Origin of the sequence: Halopseudomonas pelagia (genome assembly GCF_009497895.1) — a bacterium.
In the GTDB taxonomy this organism is placed as follows: domain Bacteria; phylum Pseudomonadota; class Gammaproteobacteria; order Pseudomonadales; family Pseudomonadaceae; genus Halopseudomonas; species Halopseudomonas pelagia_A.
Window position 1 is genome coordinate 2544825 of sequence record NZ_CP033116.1, and the last position, 22387, is coordinate 2567211.

At 54.6% G+C, this 22387-nt stretch carries 21 protein-coding genes and 2 pseudogenes; 18 read left to right on the forward strand and 5 right to left on the reverse strand.

What is annotated here, in order from left to right; all coding sequences use genetic code 11:
• Positions 1 to 60: 60 nt before the first annotated feature.
• The 13 genes from EAO82_RS11965 to EAO82_RS12025 all read left to right on the forward strand — a co-directional run bounded on the left by EAO82_RS11965 (position 61) and on the right by EAO82_RS12025 (position 11891).
• Positions 61 to 1194, forward strand: a complete 1134-nt coding sequence (locus EAO82_RS11965) for a phosphoribosyltransferase domain-containing protein (RefSeq protein ID WP_096346770.1) — start codon at positions 61 to 63, stop codon at positions 1192 to 1194.
• Entirely contained in the window at positions 1184 to 1942 is a 759-nt protein-coding gene (locus tag EAO82_RS11970; RefSeq protein WP_096346769.1) for a trehalose phosphatase, read from the forward strand. Before EAO82_RS11965 ends, EAO82_RS11970 begins: the two co-directional genes overlap by 11 nt.
• A 10-nt stretch (positions 1943 to 1952) precedes the next feature.
• Positions 1953 to 3029 carry a cysteine protease StiP domain-containing protein gene (locus EAO82_RS11975; RefSeq protein WP_174959119.1) on the forward strand — a complete coding sequence of 359 codons (1077 nt, stop codon included), beginning with the start codon at positions 1953 to 1955 and terminating at the stop codon, positions 3027 to 3029.
• Entirely contained in the window at positions 3030 to 3971 is a 942-nt protein-coding gene (locus EAO82_RS11980; RefSeq protein ID WP_096346767.1) for an HpcH/HpaI aldolase/citrate lyase family protein, read from the forward strand.
• A gap of 174 nt (positions 3972 to 4145) precedes the next feature.
• Positions 4146 to 4754: a TerD family protein gene (locus tag EAO82_RS11985; protein ID WP_096346766.1), complete on the forward strand. Its 609-nt coding sequence runs from the start codon at positions 4146 to 4148 to the stop codon at positions 4752 to 4754.
• Entirely contained in the window at positions 4754 to 5959 is a 1206-nt protein-coding gene (locus tag EAO82_RS11990; RefSeq protein WP_096346765.1) for a TerD family protein, read from the forward strand. The genes EAO82_RS11985 and EAO82_RS11990 overlap by 1 nt, the downstream gene beginning before the upstream one ends.
• 48 nt (positions 5960 to 6007) lie before the next feature.
• Positions 6008 to 6457, forward strand: a complete 450-nt coding sequence (locus EAO82_RS11995) for a tellurite resistance TerB family protein (protein WP_096346764.1) — start codon at positions 6008 to 6010, stop codon at positions 6455 to 6457.
• Between the two features lie 10 nt (positions 6458 to 6467).
• On the forward strand, positions 6468 to 7517 hold the full coding sequence (locus EAO82_RS12000) for a TerC/Alx family metal homeostasis membrane protein (protein WP_096346782.1): 1050 nt from the start codon (positions 6468 to 6470) through the stop codon (positions 7515 to 7517).
• Positions 7518 to 7536: 19 nt separating this feature from the next.
• Positions 7537 to 8112: a TerD family protein gene (locus tag EAO82_RS12005; protein ID WP_096346763.1), complete on the forward strand. Its 576-nt coding sequence runs from the start codon at positions 7537 to 7539 to the stop codon at positions 8110 to 8112.
• Positions 8113 to 8139: 27 nt separating this feature from the next.
• A complete protein-coding gene (locus tag EAO82_RS12010) occupies positions 8140 to 8718 on the forward strand; it encodes a TerD family protein (RefSeq protein ID WP_096346762.1) in 579 nt (192 codons plus the stop codon).
• A gap of 286 nt (positions 8719 to 9004) precedes the next feature.
• Complete coding sequence (locus EAO82_RS12015; RefSeq protein ID WP_321540970.1) at positions 9005 to 10114, forward strand: lysozyme inhibitor LprI family protein; 1110 nt, start codon at positions 9005 to 9007, stop codon at positions 10112 to 10114.
• Positions 10115 to 10248: 134 nt separating this feature from the next.
• Entirely contained in the window at positions 10249 to 11433 is a 1185-nt protein-coding gene (locus EAO82_RS12020; RefSeq protein WP_096346760.1) for a DUF4236 domain-containing protein, read from the forward strand.
• Positions 11434 to 11522: 89 nt separating this feature from the next.
• On the forward strand, positions 11523 to 11891 hold the full coding sequence (locus EAO82_RS12025) for a hypothetical protein (RefSeq protein ID WP_096346759.1): 369 nt from the start codon (positions 11523 to 11525) through the stop codon (positions 11889 to 11891).
• A 294-nt stretch (positions 11892 to 12185) separates the two neighbouring features.
• Here EAO82_RS12025 and EAO82_RS12030 read toward each other — a convergent pair.
• From EAO82_RS12030 to EAO82_RS20995, 4 genes and pseudogenes are all read right to left on the reverse strand, one after another.
• A pseudogene (locus EAO82_RS12030) lies at positions 12186 to 12333 on the reverse strand (integrase); the annotation flags it as partial.
• A gap of 98 nt (positions 12334 to 12431) precedes the next feature.
• Positions 12432 to 13187, reverse strand: a complete 756-nt coding sequence (gene istB / locus EAO82_RS12035; protein ID WP_153274255.1) for an IS21-like element helper ATPase IstB — start codon at positions 13185 to 13187, stop codon at positions 12432 to 12434.
• A gap of 14 nt (positions 13188 to 13201) precedes the next feature.
• The gene (gene istA / locus EAO82_RS12040) at positions 13202 to 14746 is read right to left on the reverse strand and encodes an IS21 family transposase (RefSeq protein WP_174958648.1); all 1545 of its coding nucleotides are present in this window, start codon (positions 14744 to 14746) and stop codon (positions 13202 to 13204) included.
• 248 nt (positions 14747 to 14994) lie between these two features.
• Positions 14995 to 15198: pseudogene (locus EAO82_RS20995) on the reverse strand (3-oxoacyl-ACP reductase); the annotation flags it as partial.
• Positions 15199 to 15201: 3 nt separating this feature from the next.
• On the opposite strand from EAO82_RS20995, the gene EAO82_RS12045 reads away from it, so the two are divergent.
• Positions 15202 to 15522, forward strand: coding sequence for a DUF4113 domain-containing protein (locus EAO82_RS12045; RefSeq protein WP_231703198.1), 321 nt, complete (start codon positions 15202 to 15204; stop codon positions 15520 to 15522).
• A gap of 91 nt (positions 15523 to 15613) precedes the next feature.
• Here the strand turns inward: EAO82_RS12045 and EAO82_RS12050 are convergent, their stop codons facing one another.
• Entirely contained in the window at positions 15614 to 16990 is a 1377-nt protein-coding gene (locus tag EAO82_RS12050; RefSeq protein WP_096344917.1) for a tyrosine-type recombinase/integrase, read from the reverse strand.
• A gap of 558 nt (positions 16991 to 17548) precedes the next feature.
• Here EAO82_RS12050 and EAO82_RS12055 point away from each other — a divergent pair.
• From EAO82_RS12055 to EAO82_RS12070, 4 genes are all read left to right on the forward strand, one after another.
• A complete protein-coding gene (locus tag EAO82_RS12055; protein WP_096344863.1) occupies positions 17549 to 18067 on the forward strand; it encodes a sigma-70 family RNA polymerase sigma factor in 519 nt (172 codons plus the stop codon).
• Positions 18064 to 18993: a DUF4880 domain-containing protein gene (locus EAO82_RS12060; protein ID WP_096344864.1), complete on the forward strand. Its 930-nt coding sequence runs from the start codon at positions 18064 to 18066 to the stop codon at positions 18991 to 18993. Before EAO82_RS12055 ends, EAO82_RS12060 begins: the two co-directional genes overlap by 4 nt.
• Before the next feature lie 98 nt (positions 18994 to 19091).
• Positions 19092 to 21467 (forward strand): TonB-dependent siderophore receptor, encoded by a 2376-nt coding sequence (locus tag EAO82_RS12065; protein WP_231703199.1) that lies wholly within the window; start codon positions 19092 to 19094, stop codon positions 21465 to 21467.
• A gap of 5 nt (positions 21468 to 21472) precedes the next feature.
• Positions 21473 to 22309 (forward strand): alpha/beta hydrolase, encoded by an 837-nt coding sequence (locus tag EAO82_RS12070; RefSeq protein ID WP_096344918.1) that lies wholly within the window; start codon positions 21473 to 21475, stop codon positions 22307 to 22309.
• Positions 22310 to 22387 lie beyond the last annotated feature (78 nt).

Sequence of the window (22387 nt, forward strand, 5' to 3'; positions counted from 1 at the left end):
CTTAAAAAAGTATCGGCAGGCTGTTAAGGCCCCCTGCCTCAACAAACAGGGAAGAGTGCTATGAATAACGGTACTACGGCAGACGTTCAGACGCTGCAAGCAGAACTCACGCGCGGCCGACTCGAAGTTAGAATTGAGCAAACAGACGTCGATCCCAATTCCTTATTTGGTTTCGCAGAGCGTTGCAATCCAAAGCGTGCGTTTCTTTTTGTCTCAAAAGTCCTTGGGCGCCACATCCCAGCACGGCCCTCCGTTATTTCAGAAAATTTTGACAAACTCGCCGCGCAAATCCCCGAAGACTTGCCGGGGCCGGTTCTCGTGATGGGCATGGCTGAGACCGCAGTCGGGCTTGGCGCTGGTGTACACCGGGCGTTGAGTCGAACTCGTACAGACTCCGTTTACATTGTGAGCACGCGCCACCCCGTCGGCACCGAAATCTTCGCTCGGTTTGAGGAAGAGCACAGCCATGCCAGTGCGCACCTCGTTCACCTCCCAGTAGATTTAAATGCTCGTGAAATGATGCTAAATGCCAGATCTTTGGTAATGGTGGATGACGAAGCCTCGACGGGCAGAACGTTTGTCAACTTGCATAAATCGTTGGTTGATGCTGGCCTGACACAAATAGAACGTGTTGTTACCGCGACCCTTACCGATTGGTCTTCGGGTGCGGTTATCAAAAGTATGGGTGCTACCGCGGTACAAGTTTCACTACTTGAAGGCTCGTACGCATTTCATACAAACCACGATGCCAAGCTACCAGAGATGCCAAAAGTTGGCACTGTGGCAGCTGGTGAATGGCCGATTCACGCAGAACGGGACTGGGGACGACTTGGCGTCCGTGGTGACAAAGACACGCTGGGTCTGGACCTAGTGGTGAGCCCTGGTGAGCGCGTCTTGGTAGTTGGGAACAGCGAGTTCGTCTGGCGTCCATTTCTGCTTGCGGAACGCCTTGAACGCGCTGGCGCTGACGTGCATTTTAGCTCCACCACCCGATCGCCGATTGCTTTAGGGCATGCGATAAAACATGCCCTTTCATTCTCTGATAGCTACGGCTTGGCGATACCGAATTTTCTTTACAACGTGGCTCCAGGTCAGTTTGATCGCGTCCTGATCTGTAGCGAGACCCCTAGTGATGCAGTGGATAAAACTTTGATCCAAGCTCTCAATGCCGAGGTGATTGTTGATGCCTCCTAATCGTCCCCTTGCCTTCGTAGATCTCGATGACACGCTTTTTCAGACAGCCCGTAAAATGATCGACGGAGCGCCACGTCATGTTGCAACCGTAGACATGGAGGGCAAAGCCAACGGTTATATGTCGCCTGTTCAGAAAGCATTTGTCGAATGGCTGCTAGCAACTGCTGATGTGGTGCCGGTGACGGCACGCAGTGTTGAGGCCTATAGTCGGGTGCAGCTGCAATTTACGCATGGCGCCATCTGTGCCCATGGTGGTGTGCTTCTTGCCCCGGATGGATCGCCTGATGCCGACTGGCATGCCTTGATGACGACATCTTTGGATGATTTCCAAACTCGGCTAGTCGATCTCAGCGAGGCGACGCTTGCGATTGGTAATGAACTCGGTATTTCGCTGCGAGGTTGGGTTGTTGAGGAGGCGGGATTGCAAAATTATGTTGTGACCAAACACAACGGTAATGACGACGATGTGCTTATTCAAATTCTCGAGGCTGTTCAGGCACGAGCTTTACTTGAAGGTATGTATGTACATCGCAACAGCAACAATCTTGCTTTTATACCCCTGGGTCTTGAGAAGCGCTTGGCAGTTCAGGAGTGGTTGCGCCGCGACCGTGCTGTGAATGGCGAGCGGCCGGTCCTTGGCTTCGGGGACAGCATTTCAGATCTCGGCTTCATGAGTGACTGCCATTTCTGGGGCGCGCCTGGTAACAGTCAGCTGACGAAGGTTGTCAAAGGTGTCGCTCTTGCATAGCTCCTTTGCCATGATGGAGACCGTCGGGAGCGGAAGTTACGACGCAACGGATGTTCATTTCCTACTACGCAAAGTCGACATTGAGCCGACAGATGTGATGGAAAAGGAGCGACTGATTCAAAGTCGACGGCGTCACTATTCTGAGATGATCAGCCAAGAGAAAGCTCCCAGCGACGTACACAAGCAGCTGTACGCGAGTGCTATGCTGCAAAATAGCAGGCGCATGGCGACAGACGTTCAAGCCTTGGCCCTTGCGCTGGATCGTGAATACAACGGTCCTTCAGTAGCGCTTGTCTCATTCGTTCGTGCCGGAATACCGCTTGGTGTCCTCCTGCGGCGGGCGCTCGCGGATTTAGGTCGCGAAGCGCATCATTACGGTATCAGCATAATCCGGGATCGTGGGATTGATAAGATTGCCTTGGAGGCCGTGATAGAAGCGCATGGCGCCGAGAACATCGTTTTCGTTGATGGCTGGACCGGAAAAGGGGCGATATCCGGTGAGGTCAAGCGCAGTCTTCAAGGCGATGCCCGTTTCCCTGAGCAGCCGCGGCTTGTGGTACTAGCAGATCCGTGCGGTAAGGCATGGCTATCAGCCTCCGCGGACGACTGGGTCATTCCTTCAGGTATTCTTGGAGCAACCGTTTCGGGCCTTGTATCTCGCTCGATTTGGCCGACTAACGGTGGGTTGCACGGTTGCATTGTTTACGAGCACTTGCGTGAGCACGACGTAACCCGGGCTTTCGTTGACAAGATAAACAACCTGCGAATTAATGTCTGCGGCATCGAGGCGGCAACGCCGTGGTCCGAGTCGCAACGCGGGGTATTGCAAGAGGCTGCTTTTGGGGTGATCCACCAAATTGCAAAGAAATTGAGCATCTCTGATCTAAATCATTTGAAACCAGGTATCGCGGAAGCGACCCGCGCAGTGCTGCGGCGGGTCCCGGAACATGTTTTAGTCAGGGACAAGAGCGATAATGATGTTCAGCTTTTGATGCACCTGGCAGAGCAAGCAGGCGTTCAAGTGGAAGAGGGCGGGGCTTCTTTAGGGCCTTACCGAGCTGTGACGGTGATAAGGAGTGTCAGCTAAATGAATTTGCTCTCGCCGTATGCGCTTGGGGCTACTTTGTATATGCCTGCAACTCGACTGGACATCTTGGATGTCGTTTATGGCGGAAAATTGCCAGAACTGCGGTCGCTTGTCGTTTGTTTGGAAGATGCAGTTTCTTCAACTGACGTGCATGTTGCTCTACACAACTTGGATCGATTGCTAGTGAATATCCAGGCGCGGGGAGGTCGTTCTGCACATGGTCCGTTGCTATTTGTCAGGCCCCGGGATTCAAAAATGGCAGCAATCTTGAATGATTGGCCACTGATTGGCTTGGTGGATGGCTTTGTTGTTCCTAAGCTGACTTTAATTAACCTATCAACTTGGGAAGCAGCGGTGACTAATCCTGGGATCGCTTTAATGCCAACCCTGGAAACACCTGATGTCTTCAACCCGGCGGTGATGGCGGAGTTAGCCCAAGCACTGAAGGGGGAGTTCGATCAACGCATTATCGCGCTCCGTATTGGTGGAAACGACCTGATGGGCTGCTTAGGCTTGCGCCGCAGTCCATCGATGACCCTATACAAAAGCCCGATGAGCTATGTTATTCCGATGCTCGCCGGTGTAATGGGTGCGGCAGGATTCTCTCTGACGGCACCTGTCTTCGAGCAGCTTTCCAGTCCTGCTCTATTAGAGGAGGAGCTGGAGCTTGATATCGCGCACGGCCTCGTTGGTAAAACTGCCATTCACCCTTCACAGATCCCTATAATCCATAGAGCATTGCGGGTGAGCGTAGACGATCTCAATAGCGCGCGAAGCATCGTCGACGAATCTGCGCCTGCGGTGTTTCAGTTCAACGGCGCAATGTGCGAACCTGCTACACATTACAAATGGGCGCAAAACATTCTGGAGCGAGCAAAATGGCACGGTGTCCGCCAAGAGATAACCGAGGCCAGCTTGCGCTTAGCTGAAGCAGTTCAATAGGTATTTCGGCCGCCCTGTTCGAAGCCAATCATACAATGGCTTCGGCAATGGACAGCCAAAGCAAGGTTCGACTGCGCCGCTGTCTGGTGACGCTGATGGGAAGTACAGAGACAACTGCCGTTAGGTGGGCCTCGTGCAATAAACGAAAAAAAATTTACCGACAAGGAGTGTAACATGGCGCTTTCACTGGCTAAAAACCAAACGATTTCACTTGAGAAAACGGCCGGCAATGGACTGAAGAAAGTTCGCATGGGAGTGGGCTGGGACCCCGTTCAGAAAGCGAAGTCTTCCGGTGGCTTCCTAAGCCGCATGCTGGGCGGCGGCGGTAGTAGCGACTCTATCGACCTCGACGCTTCCTGCATCATGATGGATGAAAACAAAGCAGCGATCGATGTTGTAATGTTCTCCCAGCTCAAATCGAAAGATGGATCGATCAAGCATTCTGGAGACAATCTGACCGGAGAAGGTGACGGTGATGATGAAACCATCTTTGTCGACCTGCTGAAGTTGCCTACTGCGGTAAAGTACCTGGTGTTCACCGTCAACTCATTCCGAGGCCAGACGTTTAACGAAGTTGAAAATGCATATTGCCGCATCGTTAACGAGGAAGGGGATGAAGAGCTCGCTCGCCTAACGTTGTCCGAGAAAGGTAGCCACACAGGGATGATAATGGCTTACCTCACGCGTACTACTGGGGGCTGGGACATGACTGCGGTGGGCCGAGAAGCAAACGGGCGTACCGCTCGTGATCTCGCTACCGAGGCTGCTGGAGTTATCGTCTGATGACCACTTTGACTCCAGGGGCAAACGCCCCTCTATCTACCGCATCTATATCGGTGACCGTCAGCTACTCACCGGACGTGGGTGCGGATATCGACGTGTCCGCATTCCTTCTTGGCAGCGACAGCAAGGTTCGTAGCGACGAAGATATGTGTTTTTACGGCCAGAAAACCATTAGCAACGGGCTGGTGCAGATGACTGAGGCAAGCGCCGGTCGAGCGGTTTTTACACTGGACCTTTCACGGATTGAAGCTGCGGTGGAGAAAGTTGCGCTAACCGCAACGATCCATGAAACTAAAATTAGTTTCGCCTCAGTTTCACATCTCTCCGTGAGCGTTACCGGGGGCATTGAAGCACCAATCCCGACAGCAGGCATGCGTGAATCAGCCTTGATCCTTGGCGAGTTCTATCGCCGTCAGGGCGCATGGAAATTTCGTTGTGTGGCACAGGGTTTTGAAGGCGGTTTGGAACCACTGGCAAAACACTTCGGTGTAGAAGTTGCCGCAGCTCCATCTCCATCTCCATCTCCAGAACCCAAGCCGGCTCCGGCTCCGGCTCCGGCGCCATCTGGCACACCAGCTTCGACCCCGACCCCGTCTCGTGTGAATTTGAACAAGATTACTCTCGACAAATCACGCTCCAGTATTAGTCTCGAGAAGAAGGCTGGTGGTCAATATGGACAGATTCGAATCAATCTGAATTGGGCTCAGCAGCAAACCAGTGGCTTTCTGGGTTTTGGTAAGAAAGCTTCGGTCGATCTTGATCTGGGTTGCTTGTTCGAGTTGCAAAATGGTCGTAAGGGTGTAGTCCAAGCTCTCGGCAAAGGCTTCGGCGCGTACAACCAGGCACCGTTCATTCAGCTTATGGGCGACGACCGCACGGGCTCGGTTAGCGACGGTGAGTGGCTGCATATCAACGGTGACCGTTGGAGCGAGATCAAGCGAATTGCGGTTTTTGCGTTCATCTATGATGGCGCACCTAACTGGTCGGCAACCGACGGCGTTGTCACACTGTTCGCACCAAACCAAGCCCCGGTTGAAGTACGAGTTAGCGAGGAGGGCGGAAAGCTTGGATGTTGTTGTATTGCTCTTCTTGAAAATATCGGAGGCGACGTTAAGGTCACCCGTAGAGTCGACTTTCACCGGGATCAGGAAAAGCTCGACCATGCCTATCAGTGGGGACTGTCCTGGCGCGTAGGTTCCAAGTAAACAAATGGCTGTGCCTTACCGGCTCGCCTTCATCAAAAGGAGTGCTCAATGCTCGACTGGCTAAAGAAAAACGCTACAGAAGCACGTGAACGGTTGGCAACTGAAGTGACTAAATTCAAGAATCGAGAATTTATGGAAGCCGTTGTCGCCGGTTGTGCCCTGGTGGCCGCTGCTGATGGAAACATCAGCGCGGAAGAAAAACAAAAGATGATCGGCTATATCCAGAATTCGAAGGAGCTCAAGGTTTTTGACACAAAGGACGTGATTCAGTCATTCAATGAGGTCTGCAGCAACTTTGATTTCGATCCTGCGATTGGACGAGCTGAAGCTCTGAGTATCGTGGGCAAGCTCCGTAAGAAAGAAGATGCTGCGCGTCTGCTGGTGCGTGTATGTTGCGCCATAGGCGGTGCAGATGGGGATTTCGATCAAAGCGAGCAAGCTATCTGCCGAACGATTTGCAACGAGCTCGGCTTGAAGCCGAGCGAATTTGATCTTTGAGGGTATTACCTTGGAAAACACAGTAATCGGCTTTCCTCCGCTCACTATGGCAGTTTTCGCTGGCCTTGCGATATTCGCGCTGGCAGTCGACCTGTTTACCCACAAAAACGACAAGCCAGTAACGTTGCTCAACGCTTCGCTCTGGTCGATCTTCTGGGTAGTTATCTCGCTCGCATTTGCGGGCTTCCTGTACTTCGATCATGGCCCTGAGGTCGCTAGTCTTTTCATCACGGGTTACGCTCTTGAGAAAGTACTAAGCGTCGACAACCTCTTCGTCTTTATGGCTATCTTTGCTTGGTTCAAAATACCAGACGCCCTTCGACATCGTGTCCTTTATTGGGGCATCATCGGAGCGATCGTTTTCCGTATGATATTCGTCGCGATCGGCACCGGTCTGTTGGCTTTCGGACCGTGGGTAGAAATCGTGTTCGCACTGATCGTTGCCTGGACGGCAGTGATGATGCTGAAAAGTGGTGGTAACGATACTGAAGAGGAAGACTATTCCAAGCACATTGCTTATCGTTTCGGGAAAAAGCTGTTTCCCGTTTGGCCAAAGCTGTATGGCCATAACTTCTTCGTCCGTCGTGAGGTTTTAGAGGACGAGCTTAAGAAGCCAGAGAATAAGGGCATGTCCCTGGCGACCAAGGGTACCGTGTTTGCCACGCCGCTATTTTTATGCGTATTTGTCGTCGAGATCTCTGACGTTCTGTTTGCATTCGACTCGGTACCTGCAGTTATTGCGGTGAGTCGTGAGCCACTGATTGTCTATTCGGCTATGATATTTGCAATTCTTGGTCTACGGACGATGTATTTCGTCCTTGAAGCATTGAAGCGGTACTTGGTGCACTTGGAAAAGGCTGTTGTAGCTCTGTTGTTCTTCATCGCTGGTAAGCTGGCTTTGAACGCAACCAACCATCTGTTCCACCATGGATACGATATCGACCCCAATACCAGCCTGATTATAGTGCTGTTTGTACTGATGATCGGTATCGTAGCTAGCGTCATCTTTCCCGAAAAAGAAGACGACTCGAACGTAAGTAATCCCAACGAAAACGTTTAACCATAAAAGGATTTGTCAAATGGCTCTCTCATTGCAAAAAGGCGGAAACCTGTCCCTCTCGAAAACAGACCCAGGGATGACTAAGACTCTGATTGGTCTGGGCTGGGACCCTCGCGCGACTGATGGCGCTGAGTTCGATCTTGATGCCAGTGCCTTCCTTATAACTGCTAGTGGCAAGGTTCGTGGCGAAACCGATTTCATTTTTTACAACCAACTGAAGAGTCCGGATGGCTCCGTAGAACATACTGGTGACAATCGTACGGGCGAAGGCGATGGCGACGATGAAATTCTGAAGGTCGACCTGTCCCGCGTGCCGGCTGATATCGACAAAATAGCTTTCACAGTTACCATCCATGAAGGCCAAGCGCGTAACCAGAATTTTGGCCAAGTTGCCAACGCGTACATTCGTATTGTTAACGAAGTATCCGGGTCCGAAGTCGTGCGCTATGACCTGGCTGAAGATGCCAGTGTCGAGACTGCAATGATCTTCGGCGAGCTTTACCGTAATAACGGTGAATGGAAGTTCCGGGCGGTTGGTCAAGGTTACGCTGGCGGCCTGAAAGCGATGGCTAATCAGTTTGGAATCAACATCTGACGCATCACCACGACAAGGAATATCGCAATGGCTGTAAGTCTAAGCAAAGGCGGCAACGTTTCTTTATCCAAAGAAGCCCCGGGCTTGTCCGAAGTACTTGTTGGATTGGGCTGGGATCCAAGAGTGACCGACGGTGCTGAATTCGACCTCGATGCTTCAATTTTCGTTTGCGGCGAGAACGGCAAGGTATTGAACGATTCTTCATTCATCTTTTACAACAACAAAATGTCGCAAGACGGCACTATCGAACATTTGGGCGACAATCGCTCCGGTGCTGGCGAAGGTGATGACGAACAAGCTGCGATAAAGCTGACCGGGCTGGCTGCCGACGTGAAAAAGCTCGTGTTCGCGGTAACAATTCATGAAGCTGAATCCCGCAAGCAGAGCTTTGGCCAAGTTTCAAACGCGTTTATTCGTGTGGTCAACAAGGCTGACGGTAAAGAAATCGCTCGCTACGATCTTTCGGAAGACGCGAGCACCGAAACCGCAATGGTGTTCGGCGAACTGTATCGCCACGGCGATGAGTTCAAGTTCAAGGCAATCGGCCAGGGCTTTACGGGTGGTTTGAAGCCGCTGGCTGAAGCCCATGGCGTAGCCATCGGCTGATCTATAGCAGCATGAGACCCCTGTCCCTTGGCAGGGGTTTTTTATGGACAAAGGAATGTACCAGTGGAAAAAAACCATGATTGCCGCCATAGCTTATCTTTGCGCAAGGCTCGTCTATATGAGCAATGTTGATCGTGTTGTGTGCCTTTCGGGACCGATGTGCGATGACAAGCTGCTCGATTCGCTAACCAAACACTACTAAAGGGCCCAGCCATCCGCAGACCAACGGGACTGTGGACGGGGTTAAAGAAGAATAAAGATGAGAATGAATCTTATAGTAGGTCTAATGGTACTGTGTGGTTTGCAAGCCGCCCAAGGGGCGAGTTTCGATTGCGGGAAAGCATCCAATTTTGCGGAGAGAACAATTTGTACGGTGGAGAGCTTGTCTTTAATCGACGATCAATTAGCCAGCATTTACCAAGAGTCGCTTTTGTACTCATCGGACCAGGAAGCATTGAGACAGGAGCAGCGCGATTGGTTGAGGTCGCGCGACGCGTGCGAGGCGGATGCAATTTGTCTACAGCGAGAAATGAGCGATCGGCATATCGCTTTACTTGGTATCGTTCAACAACAAGGGGAAGATCAGCAACGGGTGGCTCCAGCGGTATCAACACAATCCAGCAGTCACTCCCTAAGTCCTGCTACGGCCGTAATTGAGCAGCCGCTTGTAAATCCGCCCGGTCATAACGTAACAACTCAAGACCTAATCCCAGAATCGAATTCGAGCCAATTGGGCAGTCTTGCGGCTGAACCAATTATTCACACTGCGGCATATGTGCCACCCATGCGGGGATCTGATTCACCTGTGCCTAACTTCGACGTGCCGATTGAAGCGACGTCGAATGGAAACGATCAGTCGATGCTGTTGAAGCTTGCTTTGAAGCTCACTGCAGTCGCGCTTTTATTGATCGTGCTGGTGTCGATTTGGCTGCACCATGACGGGCGCCTGACCATCTATAGCGACTACACTGATGCAGCATACACAAGCGCAGCGCCTCTCATTGGGCTTTTAGTTTATTGGCTAGCATCGTGGCTTGAAGTGCCGGAAGCACCAGCTAAGATCACTGGCATTGTTGTATTCGCTGGACTAATGGTTCAAGTAGTGAAATCTACATACCAGCAGAATGGAATGTCAGGACGTTTTGTTCTTGCCCTGGTCACCAAGATGGCGGTCATAGGGGTTTACTACATCATCATGGCTGTGCTGCTGGCAGGGATGTGTAGTAATGGTCGGAAGAAAGGAGAAAGCCAGCGCGCTTACGAGGCGAGGTGCCGGCGAGAGGCGAGGGAGGCTAGAGCGGGGATGGTAGCCGTCACTACAGGGTTCGTTTTTCTCTCCGGCTGGATCTGCAGAGATAAGCAATTTACTGACTTCGGAAGATACCTCAAACCCTGAGTTTGTAATTTCAATCAGGTGAGCGCGTATTTGGCTTCAACGATCTTGTACGAAGCGGCCAAGGTAACTGTCGCTTTATAGCGCGTCTGACTCGGCGCGCACATTGGCCTATGAATATATGGACAGGAAGTCTTATGGGATTTCGATTTCAAAAGCGAATCACGATCGCACCTGGGATTCGTCTCAACATCAGTAAGAGTGGGGTAAGTACGTCATTTGGGCCAAGAGGCTTAAGCGTGACCGCCGGAAGGCGAGGCACCTATCTGAATATGGGTGTGCCTGGGACTGGACTCTCCTATAGGGAGAAGCTTGATAATCAGTTAACCGGTATTTTGGTTCGAGGTGGCGGCGGCTATTCAGGCGTGGTGAATATCGATGTGGACTCGGGTGGAGTTCTTCGATTCACCGACGGTTCAGGTAATGACCTGCCGGCTTCGGCGGCGAAGAGGGTCAAAGCAGAGCGCGCGACCGAGATTGGAGAGCTACTCATCAGGGCGGCTGAGAAAATCAATAGCGATCTCGAAGCTTGTGTAGATATTCACCTCAGCACCCCATCGCCAACTTCTTCACCGCTTGGCCTGCCAGCTTTTGATAAAGCTCCGCCACGATCGCCGATTAGGGAATCTATTTCGCTGATGGATAAACTGCTGCTCCGGTCAGATAAGATCGAGCAGGCCCATGCTGCAGCGGTCGCCAAGTATCAGATTGATGTGTCAGCCTGGCGAGCTGAGCGAGAAACACACAATACTAAGAAAGCTGAAGTGGAAAAAGTGTTCCGTCTTGCTTCGAAAGGTTTTAGCGCCCAAATGGAAAATGCACTAGATTTCGTTCTGAGCAGAATGAAATGGCCAAAGGAAACCCAGGTTACGTACATATTCAGCCACGACAACACGGGGATCGCCGTGGATGTGGACCTTCCTGATGAAGATGAGACGCCCAGAACCTCTGCTGAGGTGCGTGCTACAGGCAAACTAGCGATAAAAAGGCGCTCAGATGCCCAGTGCCGCAAGGATTTTATCGCATTAGCTTTTGGGAGTTTGTTCAGAGTTGCAGGTGAGGTTTTTACGGTGCTGCCAGGTATTCAGAAGGTCTTAGTCTCTGGCTACATTCAACGTACTGATCTAGCGACGGGCAACGAATACAATGAGTACTTGATATCTGTAGTTATTGGCCGGGAAAAATGGTCCCAAATTGATTTTGAATGCTTGGAGAAGGTTGACCCAGCATCAACTTTCAGGGGCTACAATGCGGGTTTCAAGCTTGACCGTTCATCAAGATTAAAAGGTATTGAACCTTACAACATTAGTGACCTAGGCTAAGCCAGATACTATCGGAACCCGCCATAAGGTATTGGAAAGTAAATAAAATCTCTGCATCGCCAGGCAATTGAGTACAGGAGCCATTGGGAATGAATAAATCAATCAAGGTAAATTCGGTGCGAGGCTTAATGATCCTCTTTTTTGCTGGCGCCGTAGCCTCACAAGCGTTGGCTCAAACCTATGTGATTCCGCCATCTGATAGCACCACGCGTCACGTGCCTGTTATCTCCGATTTGGCCATGGAACAGTGCGTCAGCGATTACAATGAATCCAATTGGCTTGAGCAAGACATCAAACGCACGACTATTGATGAATACAGCCAAGCGTCAGTGGATGCCTATAACGCCAAAATTGAACGGCTTAATAACATGACCAGCGCCTTCAACCAAAACTGCGCTGGAAAGCAGTCAGCATCAGCAGCAAAGGCCGCCGAGAAGCTCAATCAGTCCAGACGGTAGGTTTTGCTCTCTAATCCTGAACTAGGCTGACGCCTATTTCATTATAAAACGCCTGACGCATCGCATCTTAGTAAATCAATGAATTGCGCTCCGTCTGGTAATGTCTGCGACCCAAACCTGATTCGGTCGATAGGCCACCACTTCCGGCGGATCCGCTGCCTACTTATCCATGACGCCTTCACGTCACATGAAGTAGTTTCTATCACCTGATAGCCACAACCTTCTTTGAATACCCTCGTTGCTGGCAGTCACGGATAGGCTGGCGTTAGCTGCCTAGTCAATGTGTTGACTTCACCACTCCATCATCGACCGGCGTCGCTCAATATAGTCGGCACGGTTGTAAGCGCTTCGTACCTTATCTTTATCCACGTGCCAGAGCTACTTCAATCAGCTCTGGCTCAAACCCATGCTCGTTGAGCGTGGTGCTGGCATTGGAGCGCATACAGTTGCGTATTCCGGCGAACGTGACCGGTCATTCCGGTGATCGTGACCGATTTGCACACGGCCTTCACGCTGGAACGGGTTTTGTACTCTGAGCGGTCACGATGGGTCAATCGATACCGCGTTTTGAGCGTTAGCCTTTCTCAGTGATTCCCCCTTCAGATTGAGCCGGTGGGCGCCGTGCAGGAGCCGGTCCAGGATGGCGTCGGCGAGCGTGGCGGAGCCGATGTACTCGTGCCAGTGTTCGGTGGGTAGCTGACTGGCAATGAGCGTTGAACCACGTCCATGACGGTCCTCGATCACCTCCATCAGATCCTGTCGTTGCTGGGCATTGACCTTCTGCATGCCCCAGTCATCTAGAATCAGCAGATCGGTTTTCAACAGCTGCGTCATCAGGCGGGCGTAGCTGCCATCGCCGTGGGCGATCCGCACTTGCTCGAACAGCCGTGGCACCCGCAAGTAGCGGACGGATAGCCCTTGGCGGCAGGCCTGGTTGCCCAGGGCGCAAGCCAGCCATGTCTTGCCACAGCCGGTGGGACCGGTGATACACAGATTCAGCGATTGACCGATCCAGTCACAGCTGGCCAGGCCTGCCATACGGGAACGTTCCAGCCCTCGCGGGTGGCGATAGTCGATGTCTTCGATGCAGGCCTGCACGCGCAAGCGAGCAGCCTTCAGTAGCCGGTCCAGCCGACGGTTCTCCCGGTGCAGCACTTCCCGGTCTACCAGCAGGGCCAGGCGCTCCTCGAACGCCAGGTCATGGGTTGCGGGCTGCGCCCGCTGCTGTTCCAAGGCGTCGCACATGCCCGTTAGCTTGAGGTGGCGCAGGGTGTTGAGTGTGTTGTGAGTCAGCATAGGTCTCTCCGGGATCAGTGGTAGTAATGCGGGCCGCGAACGTTGGTGTGCGCCGGCAGGTCGGTCAGGTCACGCTCATCGTCGGCCAGAGGCAGCGGGAACTGGTCCAGCCCCTGTTTCAGGATCGAGGTGATGCTCTGGTAGCTGGCCGAGTTGATCGACAGCGCCCGGGCACAGGCTTGTTCAAGGCGTTCACGGCTGTAGCGCCGACTGAGACTCAGCAATCCCAAACAAGCGCGGTAGCCATGCTCTGGATGAGGGCGGTCCTTGAGCTGGCTCTGCACCACCTCCAGCGTGCCGGGGCCGATGTCCTTGGCCCAGTTGAGGAAGCGCTGCGGCGACCAGTCCTTGTGGGCCTGATGCGCCTTGGGCATGTGTTCGGTCAGGGTTACGAAGCGGCTCTTCCCGTGGCGGGGATGTAATGCCACCCGCTGGCCCTTGTGCATGACCTCCAGGGCGGTATCCGTTAACCGTACGTCCAGAACCAGCCCCACCAAGGCGTGAGGTACGCTGTACAGGCGTTTGTCGACCTCGATGTGGTAGTCGATGCCTGGCCTGGCCTTGCGCCATTCGGCGTAGGTATAGGGCGCTACTGGCAGAGGCCGCAGTGCCGGTCGATCAAGTGCGTCGAACAGGCTCTGACGGCTCTCGGTTCGACCCTGGAACAGGCGCTGGTTCAGGGCTGGTAGCAACGCTGCAATGGCGGCATTGAGTTCGGCCAGGGAGAAGAACATCTGATGCCGTAAACGGGCCAGGATCCAGCGCTCGACCAACAGCACCGACGTCTCGGCCTTCGCCTTATCCTTGGGCTTGTAGGGCCGTGCTGGCAATACCGCCGTCTGGTAATGGCAGGCCAGCTCAGCATAGGTCTCGTTGATCGTCGGACTGTAGCGGTCCGCCTTGGTCACCGCCGCCTTGAGGTTATCCGGAACCAGCAGTTCCGGTACCCCGCCAAAGAACCTGAACATCCTTTGGTGGGAGGCGATCCAGTCTGGAAGGCTCTGGCTCCAGGTAGCCTCGGCGAAGGTGTAACTGGACGCGCCCAGCACTGCCACAAAGACCTGGGCCTTGCGCACCTCACCGGTAGAGCGGTCCACCACCGGCACAGTAGGGCCGCAGTAATCGATAAAGATCTTCTCGCCAGCCCGGTGGACCTGTCGCATGCTGCGGCGCTGCCGGCCACGCCAGAGCCGGTAGTGGTGGCAGTACTGGCTGTAGCGATACGCCTTGTCGCCGTGGCGTTCTACGTATTCGGCCCAGAGCAGTTGCAGAGTGACGCCTTTGGTCTTGAGCTCTTGATGAACCTCGAAGTAGTCGGGCTCGGCAAAGCGTGACGGTGGCGCCTTGGCCGGGAACAGCAGCGCGTACAGCCGAACCTTGTCCAGGTCCTTCGGCAGTGGCCAGGTAACGCCCTGAACCTGGGCCAGGCTGACGTACTTGCCGACCACGCCCTTGGAGAGTCCGCAGGCACGAGCAATGCGCTCGTGACTGAGACCGGCTTCGTATTTGAGGCGCAAGACCTCGATGATCTGTCGCATGGAAATCCTCGCAGCCGGCATCCGCTCTTCCTCGTGAAAAAAGGAAGCGGTATGCGCGATTAAGTTGAAGAATTCCAGTGTGTTGGCAGTGATTCCGGGGGAACGTGACCGACGATTCCGGCATCGTGACCGGTGATTCCGGGATATCACCCAAAATCGGTCACGATAAAACGGAATGAGCGGTCACGTTAGCCCGGAACAGGCGGTCACGTTCAAACGGAATGGGCGGTCACGATGGGCCGGAATATGCAACAGTGGCTGACCAGTCGACCAGCGTTGTTTACCAGGCCATCGAACGTAGTTACACCCCAGGTTGTCTGCAGGGTCAGTCTTACCGATTCTCGAAACGCGTCGAAACAGCTTACGTCGGCCACGTCCAGTTCAAGCGCCACGGCCTTGCCTCCTGATGCCGCAATACGACGAACAACCGCGGCGGCTGCCTCAGCATTCCTCTTGTAAGTCAGGATGACACCAGGTTGATCGTCCGTGCTGCCATGCAGGGGCTGGAAGCGATATTCTGGCCTGGCCTGGCCTGCCATGCCTACGCCAAGGCAGAGATCATGCTGCTGGATCTGCGGCAGCAGGGCGAGTTTACCGATGACCTGTTCGCCGAGGTGCAGCCCGCTGCAGCTGAGAAGGTGATGAGTGTGCTGGATGAGATCAACGGGCGGTGGTGCAGGGGTACGCTACGGCGGGTGCGTGTGCCGGTGACGCCGGGGTGGGGGATGAAGCGGGAGCTGAAGAGCCCGAGCTATAAGACCAAATGGGCTGAGTTGTGGCGGGTGGGGTGCAGGTGAGCCTGAGCCCGGACGGTTGGGAGACCCATTTGCCGAGCGGTAACAGACTCAGCAATACGACTGCCGAGCGTGCAAAGCCGATATATCGAGATCAATTACCTCGGTTGATCATCACCACATTATCAATATCAGGTCTGGATAAAAGCTCCAGTCTTTCCCCGAGCAGGCTCCATGCGGCGGCCATTTCCTTCGCGTAGGTGTGGTGTTGGTAGATGCGCTTGAGCTTATTCTCTTCGGTGTGGTTGAGGCACCGGTCGGCAACCTCAGGTAAGACACCTAAGGCTGTCATTATCGTTGCGCCTGTGCGCCGAAGGTCGTGAGGAGTCCATTTGCCTCCAGGTAAGAGCAGGGCTGAGGACTTTGAACTCCGATTTGTAATGATCGTTTGATCTGACTTTCTTTGTCGGTCGCCAAGCTGCTTGGTAACAGTTTTGGATGATACGGTCCCGCTCTTGTGCCGGTTTGGGTAGCACCATTGGGTACCGCCATTTACTTCCCGCAGTCGCTGGAATTGCCGAGCTGCAAAGGGTGATAAATAGACCGTAAGGGGTTTTCCGTTCTTGCTGTTTTCGGCCGGTATTAGCCAGATACCCTTGTCCAAATCTAGATGTTCCCAATGAGCACCAAGTAGTTCGCCAATGCGGCAGCATGTAGATAGCGCAATCCAGACAGCTGCTTGCGTTGTGACCAGAAGGCCTGCATCTGGAATCATTTTGACTAAGTACGTGATTTCGTCTTCGCTAAGCACTCGATCTCGCTCCGTATCCTTGCCGCCTATCTTAGCTTTGCGAATACTGGCGCTTGGGTCGTGTTCAATAAGGTCTCTATCGACCGCGAAGCGAAACATCTGGCGGATCAGCGAAAAAATCTGCTTTGCCATTCTGTTGACACCTCTGGCAAGAAGGGCATCGGTTACCTCAACAATATGGCCCTTTTTGACATCTGCTACCGCTAGCTTCCCAAGCGTCGGTAATACATCCTTCTTGAACATGCGGCGGACTTCTGCTCCACCGTCCTTTCTATTAATCAAATCTATTTTTGCCCAGTGCTCAAACAGGTCGTTCACTGACTTCCGTGCAGCCTGGTAGTGGGCTTCAGCTACCGATTTGGCTTTATTTGCAGCCAACCGTGCCATTTCGGCTTCACGCCCGGCTATTCGAGCGGCTTCTTCGGCTTCAAGATGTTCGCGTAAATCGGTTGTGCCAGCCAGATATAGAGTGGCTAACTCCCTTGCACGTTGGCGAGCGACCTTTAGCGTGATACCTGAGGTCCCATCCCGATCATAGGCGCCTATAGGTAACCGTATGCGCTTGCCTTCGGAGGTGGTGTAGCGGAAATAGAACAGCCGGTCACCGGATGGCATTATCCGAGCAATGAAACGGCCATGCCCTTTCGGGGCGGACTCATTTATCCAGATATCCTTATCGGAAGGTTTCACGTTCATTTGTCTGTCAGTTATTTCGCCCATCATTCCCTCGCTGGTGACCGTTTAGAATCTGCCGTGACCGTTTGGTGACCGTTTGAGCGTAGCTTAAGGCGGAACGCCATAGACGTCTATAGACATCAATCTTACGTAAGCTACTGTTAATAATGTAAATGACTAAAATTGACGAGCAACGGTAGACCCCAGGAGACAAGCATTTACCTATATGGGGTGCAAGGGGTCGAGTGTTCGAATCACTCCGTCCCGACCAAAAATCTAAAAAATCCAACTGCTTAAATGCAGTTGGATTTTTTTATGCCCGACGTTTTTATTCTCGTTCTATTTCGCCCCTTTTTTGTCTCCCCCAGCATTAAATTGGCGCTCCTACCGGTTGAGGTGCCCAAGTGCCATTCACCACACCAGCCGTCAGTTTTTGTCCAGAGACCTGCAGCTGAGGTGGGATTGATCCAGCGTTTCTGATGCGGACGCTTCCTCACAGGTACGTTTCCGAATATTGTAATGGTAATTATTCTCGTTTAGAATGCGGGCGGTCACCATGTCAATGCATGGTATTTTTCCGCGCATTCTGGCTTGGAGCGTGCCATGTCGTTACCTGAATCGGATTCGTTCATTCCCCTTGAGGTGTTGTATGGCACGCACCATGGCTGGTTACAGAACTGGTTGCGGCGGTCGGTCGGCTGCTCGCATCAAGCCGCGGATCTAGCCCAAGACACCTTTATGCGTTTGCTGGTACGCGATCAGCCAGTTAATGAGCGGGCGCCGCGTGCCTTGTTGGCACGCATTGCCCGTGGCCTGGTGATTGATTACTGGCGGCGTGATGCACTGGAGCGTGCCTATCTCGAAGCCCTGGCACAGCAGCCTGAACTCAGCCATCCCTCACCCGAGGTCCGCCATGAGGCTCTGCAGTGCCTGGAGCGCATCGCGCAGTTGCTCGACGGCCTCAAACCGGCCGTGCGAGAAGCCTTTCTGTTGTATCAGCTTGGCGGTTTGAACCATGCCCAGGTGGCCCGGAAATTGGGCGTTTCCACTCGTACTGTCGAGCGGCATGTGGCGCGCGCGCTGCTTCATTGCTACCGCGTTTGTTTCGAGGCGCCACAGTGAGCGCGACAGTAGAGCGCCTGCCGGAGTCCATCGTGCACACCGCTATCGAATGGCAGATGCGCCTGCGTGACGGTACCGGGACTCCCGAGCAGCATCAGCAATTTCAGGTCTGGCTGCGCGACGATGAACGTCATCAACTGGCCTGGCAACGCCTGCAGCAGATGAGCGGGTTGTTCCAGACCAGCCGGTTGCCAGGTGCAGCGCAAACTATCCCCCTGTTGCAACGCGCTGAAGCTGATCTGAGCCGCCGGCGTACGCTCAAATTGCTCGGCTTCGGTCTGGCTGCTGGAAGCGCAGCGCTACTGACCATGCAGGCGCCGCCTACGTGGCATGCCGCCTTTGCCACAGCCACTGGCGAGCGCCGTCGAGTGAATCTTGGCGATGATATCCAAGTGTTGCTCAACACCAACAGCGCACTGGATGTGCATGGGGGCGAGCTAGTGTTGCATGCCGGTGAGGTGCTGGTGGAGGGTGCCAAATGGCGCGTACGTTGTCGTTTCGCCGAGTGTTCAGGACAGCAGGCGCGGGTCCTGTTGCGCGAGCGTGACGACTACAGCGAGATCCGTGTCGAACGTGGCGAGGTGATGGTTAACGCCGAGGCCGGACAGCGCTGGCTGCAGGCCGGGGAGGGGCTTGGCGTATCAGCGGAGGCTATGACAACGCTTGGCAAAGGGCCAATCGATGCCTTCGCCTGGACCCGCGGCCTGTTGGTGGTCAATGACATCCGCCTGGCCGATTTCCTGGCCGAAGCCGGGCGCTACCGTCAGGGCTGGCTGGGTTGCGACACAGCAGTGGCCGATCTGCGCCTTTCCGGGGTTTTTCGCTTGGCTGAACCCACGCAAATACTGCGCAACATTACTCATCTGCTGCCGGTGAGAGTCGTTGAACGCACGCGTTGGTGGGTGCGTATCATGCCGGTGGCGTAGGTTGTTCTCGCCATACGATCCTAGGATTGTATGAAAAAATCTGTCGGACTTTTCTGACTCATCCGGTTAGGGATAGTCACTCCCTAATGGATACCGTCATGCATTCTGTCAATTCGTTGCCCGCTCATTTTCATCTCCGCACCCTGCCAGGCGCCATCTGCCTGGCGCTGGCCTTGATCGGTGGCACCGTCAGCCTGGCGGTTCAGGCTGCCTCGCCGACTTCCACAATTGCCGCGCCGAACATCCCGGCAGGGCCGCTCGAGCAGGCGCTGAACAGTTTCGCCGAAGGTGCTGGCATCACTCTGTCGTATTCCCCGGAGGTGGTACGCGGCATGAACAGCCCGGGGCTGGCGGGTGGGGGTTCGCTCGAAGAAGGACTGGCCGCGCTGTTGCGCGACACTGGTCTGGTCGCCCACAGCACACCGTCCGGTTACGTGGTGATGCCCGCCAAGGCTGGTTCCCGCTTTCAGTTGGAACCCACCACCATCAAAGCAACAGCGGTACAGAGTGCTTTCGCGCCAGCACCCGGCTATTTCGCCGGCAACGCCAGCAGTGCCAGCAAAAGCGACAGACCGATTCTGGAAACCGCGCAGAGCGTCAGCGTGGTAACTGCCGAGCAGATCGCCGATCGCAAGGTGAACAAGGTCGAGGAGGCTGTCGCCTACAGCGCGGGTGTGCGCGTTGGCAGTTCGGGGTTGGATCCGCGTTTCGACATGATCCAGGTTCGGGGTTTCGATACCACTATGTCTGCTGACTTCCTTGACGGTCTGCGCCAGCCATATAGCGGTATGCTGGCCTTGTACTCCACCGAGGCCTACAACCTGGAGCGTATCGAGGTGCTAAAGGGACCGGCTTCGGTGCTATACGGGCAGATAAGTCCCGGTGGCATGGTCAACCGAGTAAGCAAGCGCCCGAGCCTGTTGGCGAAGAACGAAGTGCAGTTGCAGGCTGGCAACTACGATCACCAGCAGGCGCAGTTCGACCTGGGCGGGCAGCTGGATGAAGATGGTGATGTGCTGTTTCGTGCCGTCGGCTTGTTCCGCGATGCGGAGTACTCCATCGAGCAGATGAACAACGACTCTCGCCTGTTGGCGCCTTCGCTGAGCTGGCAGATCGACCCCGATACTCGCTTAACGCTACTGGCGCAGTATCAGGAACGCGAGACGGCCGCATCGCCGATGCTGTATCACGATGGCCAGCGCCTCACCGATTTCTGGCAGGGCGACGAGTACTTCGACAAACTGGATCAGCGCCAATGGACGTTCGGCTACGAGTTCGAACACACCTTCAGCGACACTTTCAGCCTGCAACAAAACCTGCGTTATGGTCAGGTGGACACAACCAACCAGTATCTGCAGCCCGCCACGCTCACCAATGGCCGTACCCTCGAGCGTTATGCGGTAGGCCTCTACGAGGATCTGGAATCGTTGACCACCGACACGCGGCTGGTGAGCCGCTTCGACACCGGTGACCTGCGGCACACCCTGGTCACAGGGCTGGATTACGCATGGACCGACACGGCTCTGCTGTATGCCACGGGTCCTGGGCCGTCCATAGATCTCTATACTCCGGACTATCATCAGCCGGTCGACCGCCCCGGCACCACGGCAATGGATCGGGACGGGCTGGAACACCGCAGCGGCGTCTACCTGCAGGATCAGATCGAACTCGACCGCTGGCGCTTGTCTGCGGGGCTGCGCCGCGATTGGGTTCATGTGCGTTATGACGACAACCTTAACGGCAACGCCAGTAACACCAAGGACAGCGATTCGGCCACCACCGGCCAGATTGGCGCTCTATACCTGTTCGACAATGGACTGGCGCCTTATGCCAGCTACGCGACCTCGTTCCTGCCAGCGAGCGGTAGCGATGCCGCAGGCAAACCTTTCAAACCCACAGAGGGTGAGCAGTACGAGTTGGGTTTGAAGTACCAGCCACCGGGCAGTAAAACGCTGCTGACCGCGTCGCTGTATCACCTGACGCAAACCAACGTGCAAACCCGTGATCGAAGCAATCTTGGCTTCAGCGTACAGAGTGGCGAGCAGGTTTCCCGTGGTCTGGAGCTGGAGGCGGTGTCCGATTTGAGCGAGCGCACGCGGCTGGTCGCCAGCTACAGTTTGAACGATGCCGAAGTCACCAAGGACAGCGACTACGAAGGCAAGGCGCCAAAAAACATCCCACGTCATCTGGCCTCTCTATGGCTGGATTACCGTCTGCCCATGGGATTGGGTGTATCCGGCGGATTGCGCTACACCGGCAGTACTTATGGAGATGGGGCCAATACAGTGAAGAACGAGGGTTACACCCTGATGGACGCCGGTGTGCATTACGATTTCGGCAGCGGTTTGGACGGTGTACGCCTGGCGCTGAATGCACGCAACCTGACCGACAAGCGCTACATCAATTGCCAGGACGGTTATTGCTATCGCGGCGAAGCACGCGCCGTGATCACTAGCTTGAGCTACCGCTGGTGATCGGCGTGAACTGGCTGCGTACTGCGCTGGGCATCGTGCTGCTCGGCGTGCTGTCGCTCGCGCGGGCCGAACCAGTGACGCTGGACGGCACCGAGCAGTGGATCATGAAGAGCAACGAGGGCCGCGAATACCGGATCATGATCAGCCTGCCGGAGGGCGATGTGCCCTATACCGGCGGCTATCCGGTGATTTACCTGCTCGATGGCAATGCCTATTTTCCGGCCTTCCATGCGGCCAAGCGTGCGCAGAAGCGTCTGCAGGGATCGATCATTGTAGCGATCGGCTATCCGAGCGACACGCCGCTGGACTTCGAGCGTCGGGCTTTCGACCTGTCACCGCCGCAACCTCCCGAGCGCAACGAACCACCGCAGGGCGGGCAGGATCTGTTCCTCGACTTCATCGAGCAGCGCCTGATGCCGAAGGTGGCCGAGCGCTACAAGGTCGATCAGGACCAGCGCAGCCTGGTCGGGCATTCCTTCGGCGGCATGTTCGGCGTCTATACGCTGTTCACTCGGCCGGCTTTGTTCCAGCACGTGGTGGCGGTGAGTCCGAGCCTGTGGTGGCGCGATCGCTACCTGCTGGCCCATGAGCGGGCCTTCACCCAGCAGGCGCATGCGGGGCAACTGCAGTTGACCCACAGCAGTCTGACGCTGCTGGTGGCCGAGCGCGATCTGGTCCAGTCAATCCAGGATGCCCGCGCTCTGCAATTGAGGCTGCAGGATCTGTCTCAATACGGGTTACGCAGCGACTTCCAGATCGAACAGGGTGAGGATCACATGTCTGTGCCGTTTCGCATTCCCACTCGAGTATTGGATGAGTTGGTTGGCGCTCGACGTTTCTGAATACGTTTAATGTCAGTAGCGCATTTGTATGAGGTGCGAGCTTTGTACTCTGTTCGACCTTCAAGTTTGCTATTCTCC

What these genes read in the sequence shown, in the direction of transcription:
- EAO82_RS11965 (WP_096346770.1), top strand. Translation starts at nt 61, where the DNA reads ATGAATAACGGTACTACGGCAGACGTTCAGACGCTGCAAGCAGAACTC.
- EAO82_RS11970 (WP_096346769.1), top strand. Translation starts at nt 1,184, where the DNA reads ATGCCTCCTAATCGTCCCCTTGCCTTCGTAGATCTCGATGACACGCTT.
- EAO82_RS11975 (WP_174959119.1), top strand. Translation starts at nt 1,953, where the DNA reads ATGATGGAGACCGTCGGGAGCGGAAGTTACGACGCAACGGATGTTCAT.
- EAO82_RS11980 (WP_096346767.1), top strand. Translation starts at nt 3,030, where the DNA reads ATGAATTTGCTCTCGCCGTATGCGCTTGGGGCTACTTTGTATATGCCT.
- EAO82_RS11985 (WP_096346766.1), top strand. Translation starts at nt 4,146, where the DNA reads ATGGCGCTTTCACTGGCTAAAAACCAAACGATTTCACTTGAGAAAACG.
- EAO82_RS11990 (WP_096346765.1), top strand. Translation starts at nt 4,754, where the DNA reads ATGACCACTTTGACTCCAGGGGCAAACGCCCCTCTATCTACCGCATCT.
- EAO82_RS11995 (WP_096346764.1), top strand. Translation starts at nt 6,008, where the DNA reads ATGCTCGACTGGCTAAAGAAAAACGCTACAGAAGCACGTGAACGGTTG.
- EAO82_RS12005 (WP_096346763.1), top strand. Translation starts at nt 7,537, where the DNA reads ATGGCTCTCTCATTGCAAAAAGGCGGAAACCTGTCCCTCTCGAAAACA.
- EAO82_RS12010 (WP_096346762.1), top strand. Translation starts at nt 8,140, where the DNA reads ATGGCTGTAAGTCTAAGCAAAGGCGGCAACGTTTCTTTATCCAAAGAA.
- EAO82_RS12015 (WP_321540970.1), top strand. Translation starts at nt 9,005, where the DNA reads ATGGTACTGTGTGGTTTGCAAGCCGCCCAAGGGGCGAGTTTCGATTGC.
- EAO82_RS12020 (WP_096346760.1), top strand. Translation starts at nt 10,249, where the DNA reads ATGGGATTTCGATTTCAAAAGCGAATCACGATCGCACCTGGGATTCGT.
- EAO82_RS12025 (WP_096346759.1), top strand. Translation starts at nt 11,523, where the DNA reads ATGAATAAATCAATCAAGGTAAATTCGGTGCGAGGCTTAATGATCCTC.
- istB (WP_153274255.1), bottom strand. Translation starts at nt 13,187, where the DNA reads ATGCTGACTCACAACACACTCAACACCCTGCGCCACCTCAAGCTAACG.
- istA (WP_174958648.1), bottom strand. Translation starts at nt 14,746, where the DNA reads ATGCCGGCTGCGAGGATTTCCATGCGACAGATCATCGAGGTCTTGCGC.
- EAO82_RS12050 (WP_096344917.1), bottom strand. Translation starts at nt 16,990, where the DNA reads ATGGGCGAAATAACTGACAGACAAATGAACGTGAAACCTTCCGATAAG.
- EAO82_RS12055 (WP_096344863.1), top strand. Translation starts at nt 17,549, where the DNA reads ATGTCGTTACCTGAATCGGATTCGTTCATTCCCCTTGAGGTGTTGTAT.
- EAO82_RS12065 (WP_231703199.1), top strand. Translation starts at nt 19,092, where the DNA reads ATGCATTCTGTCAATTCGTTGCCCGCTCATTTTCATCTCCGCACCCTG.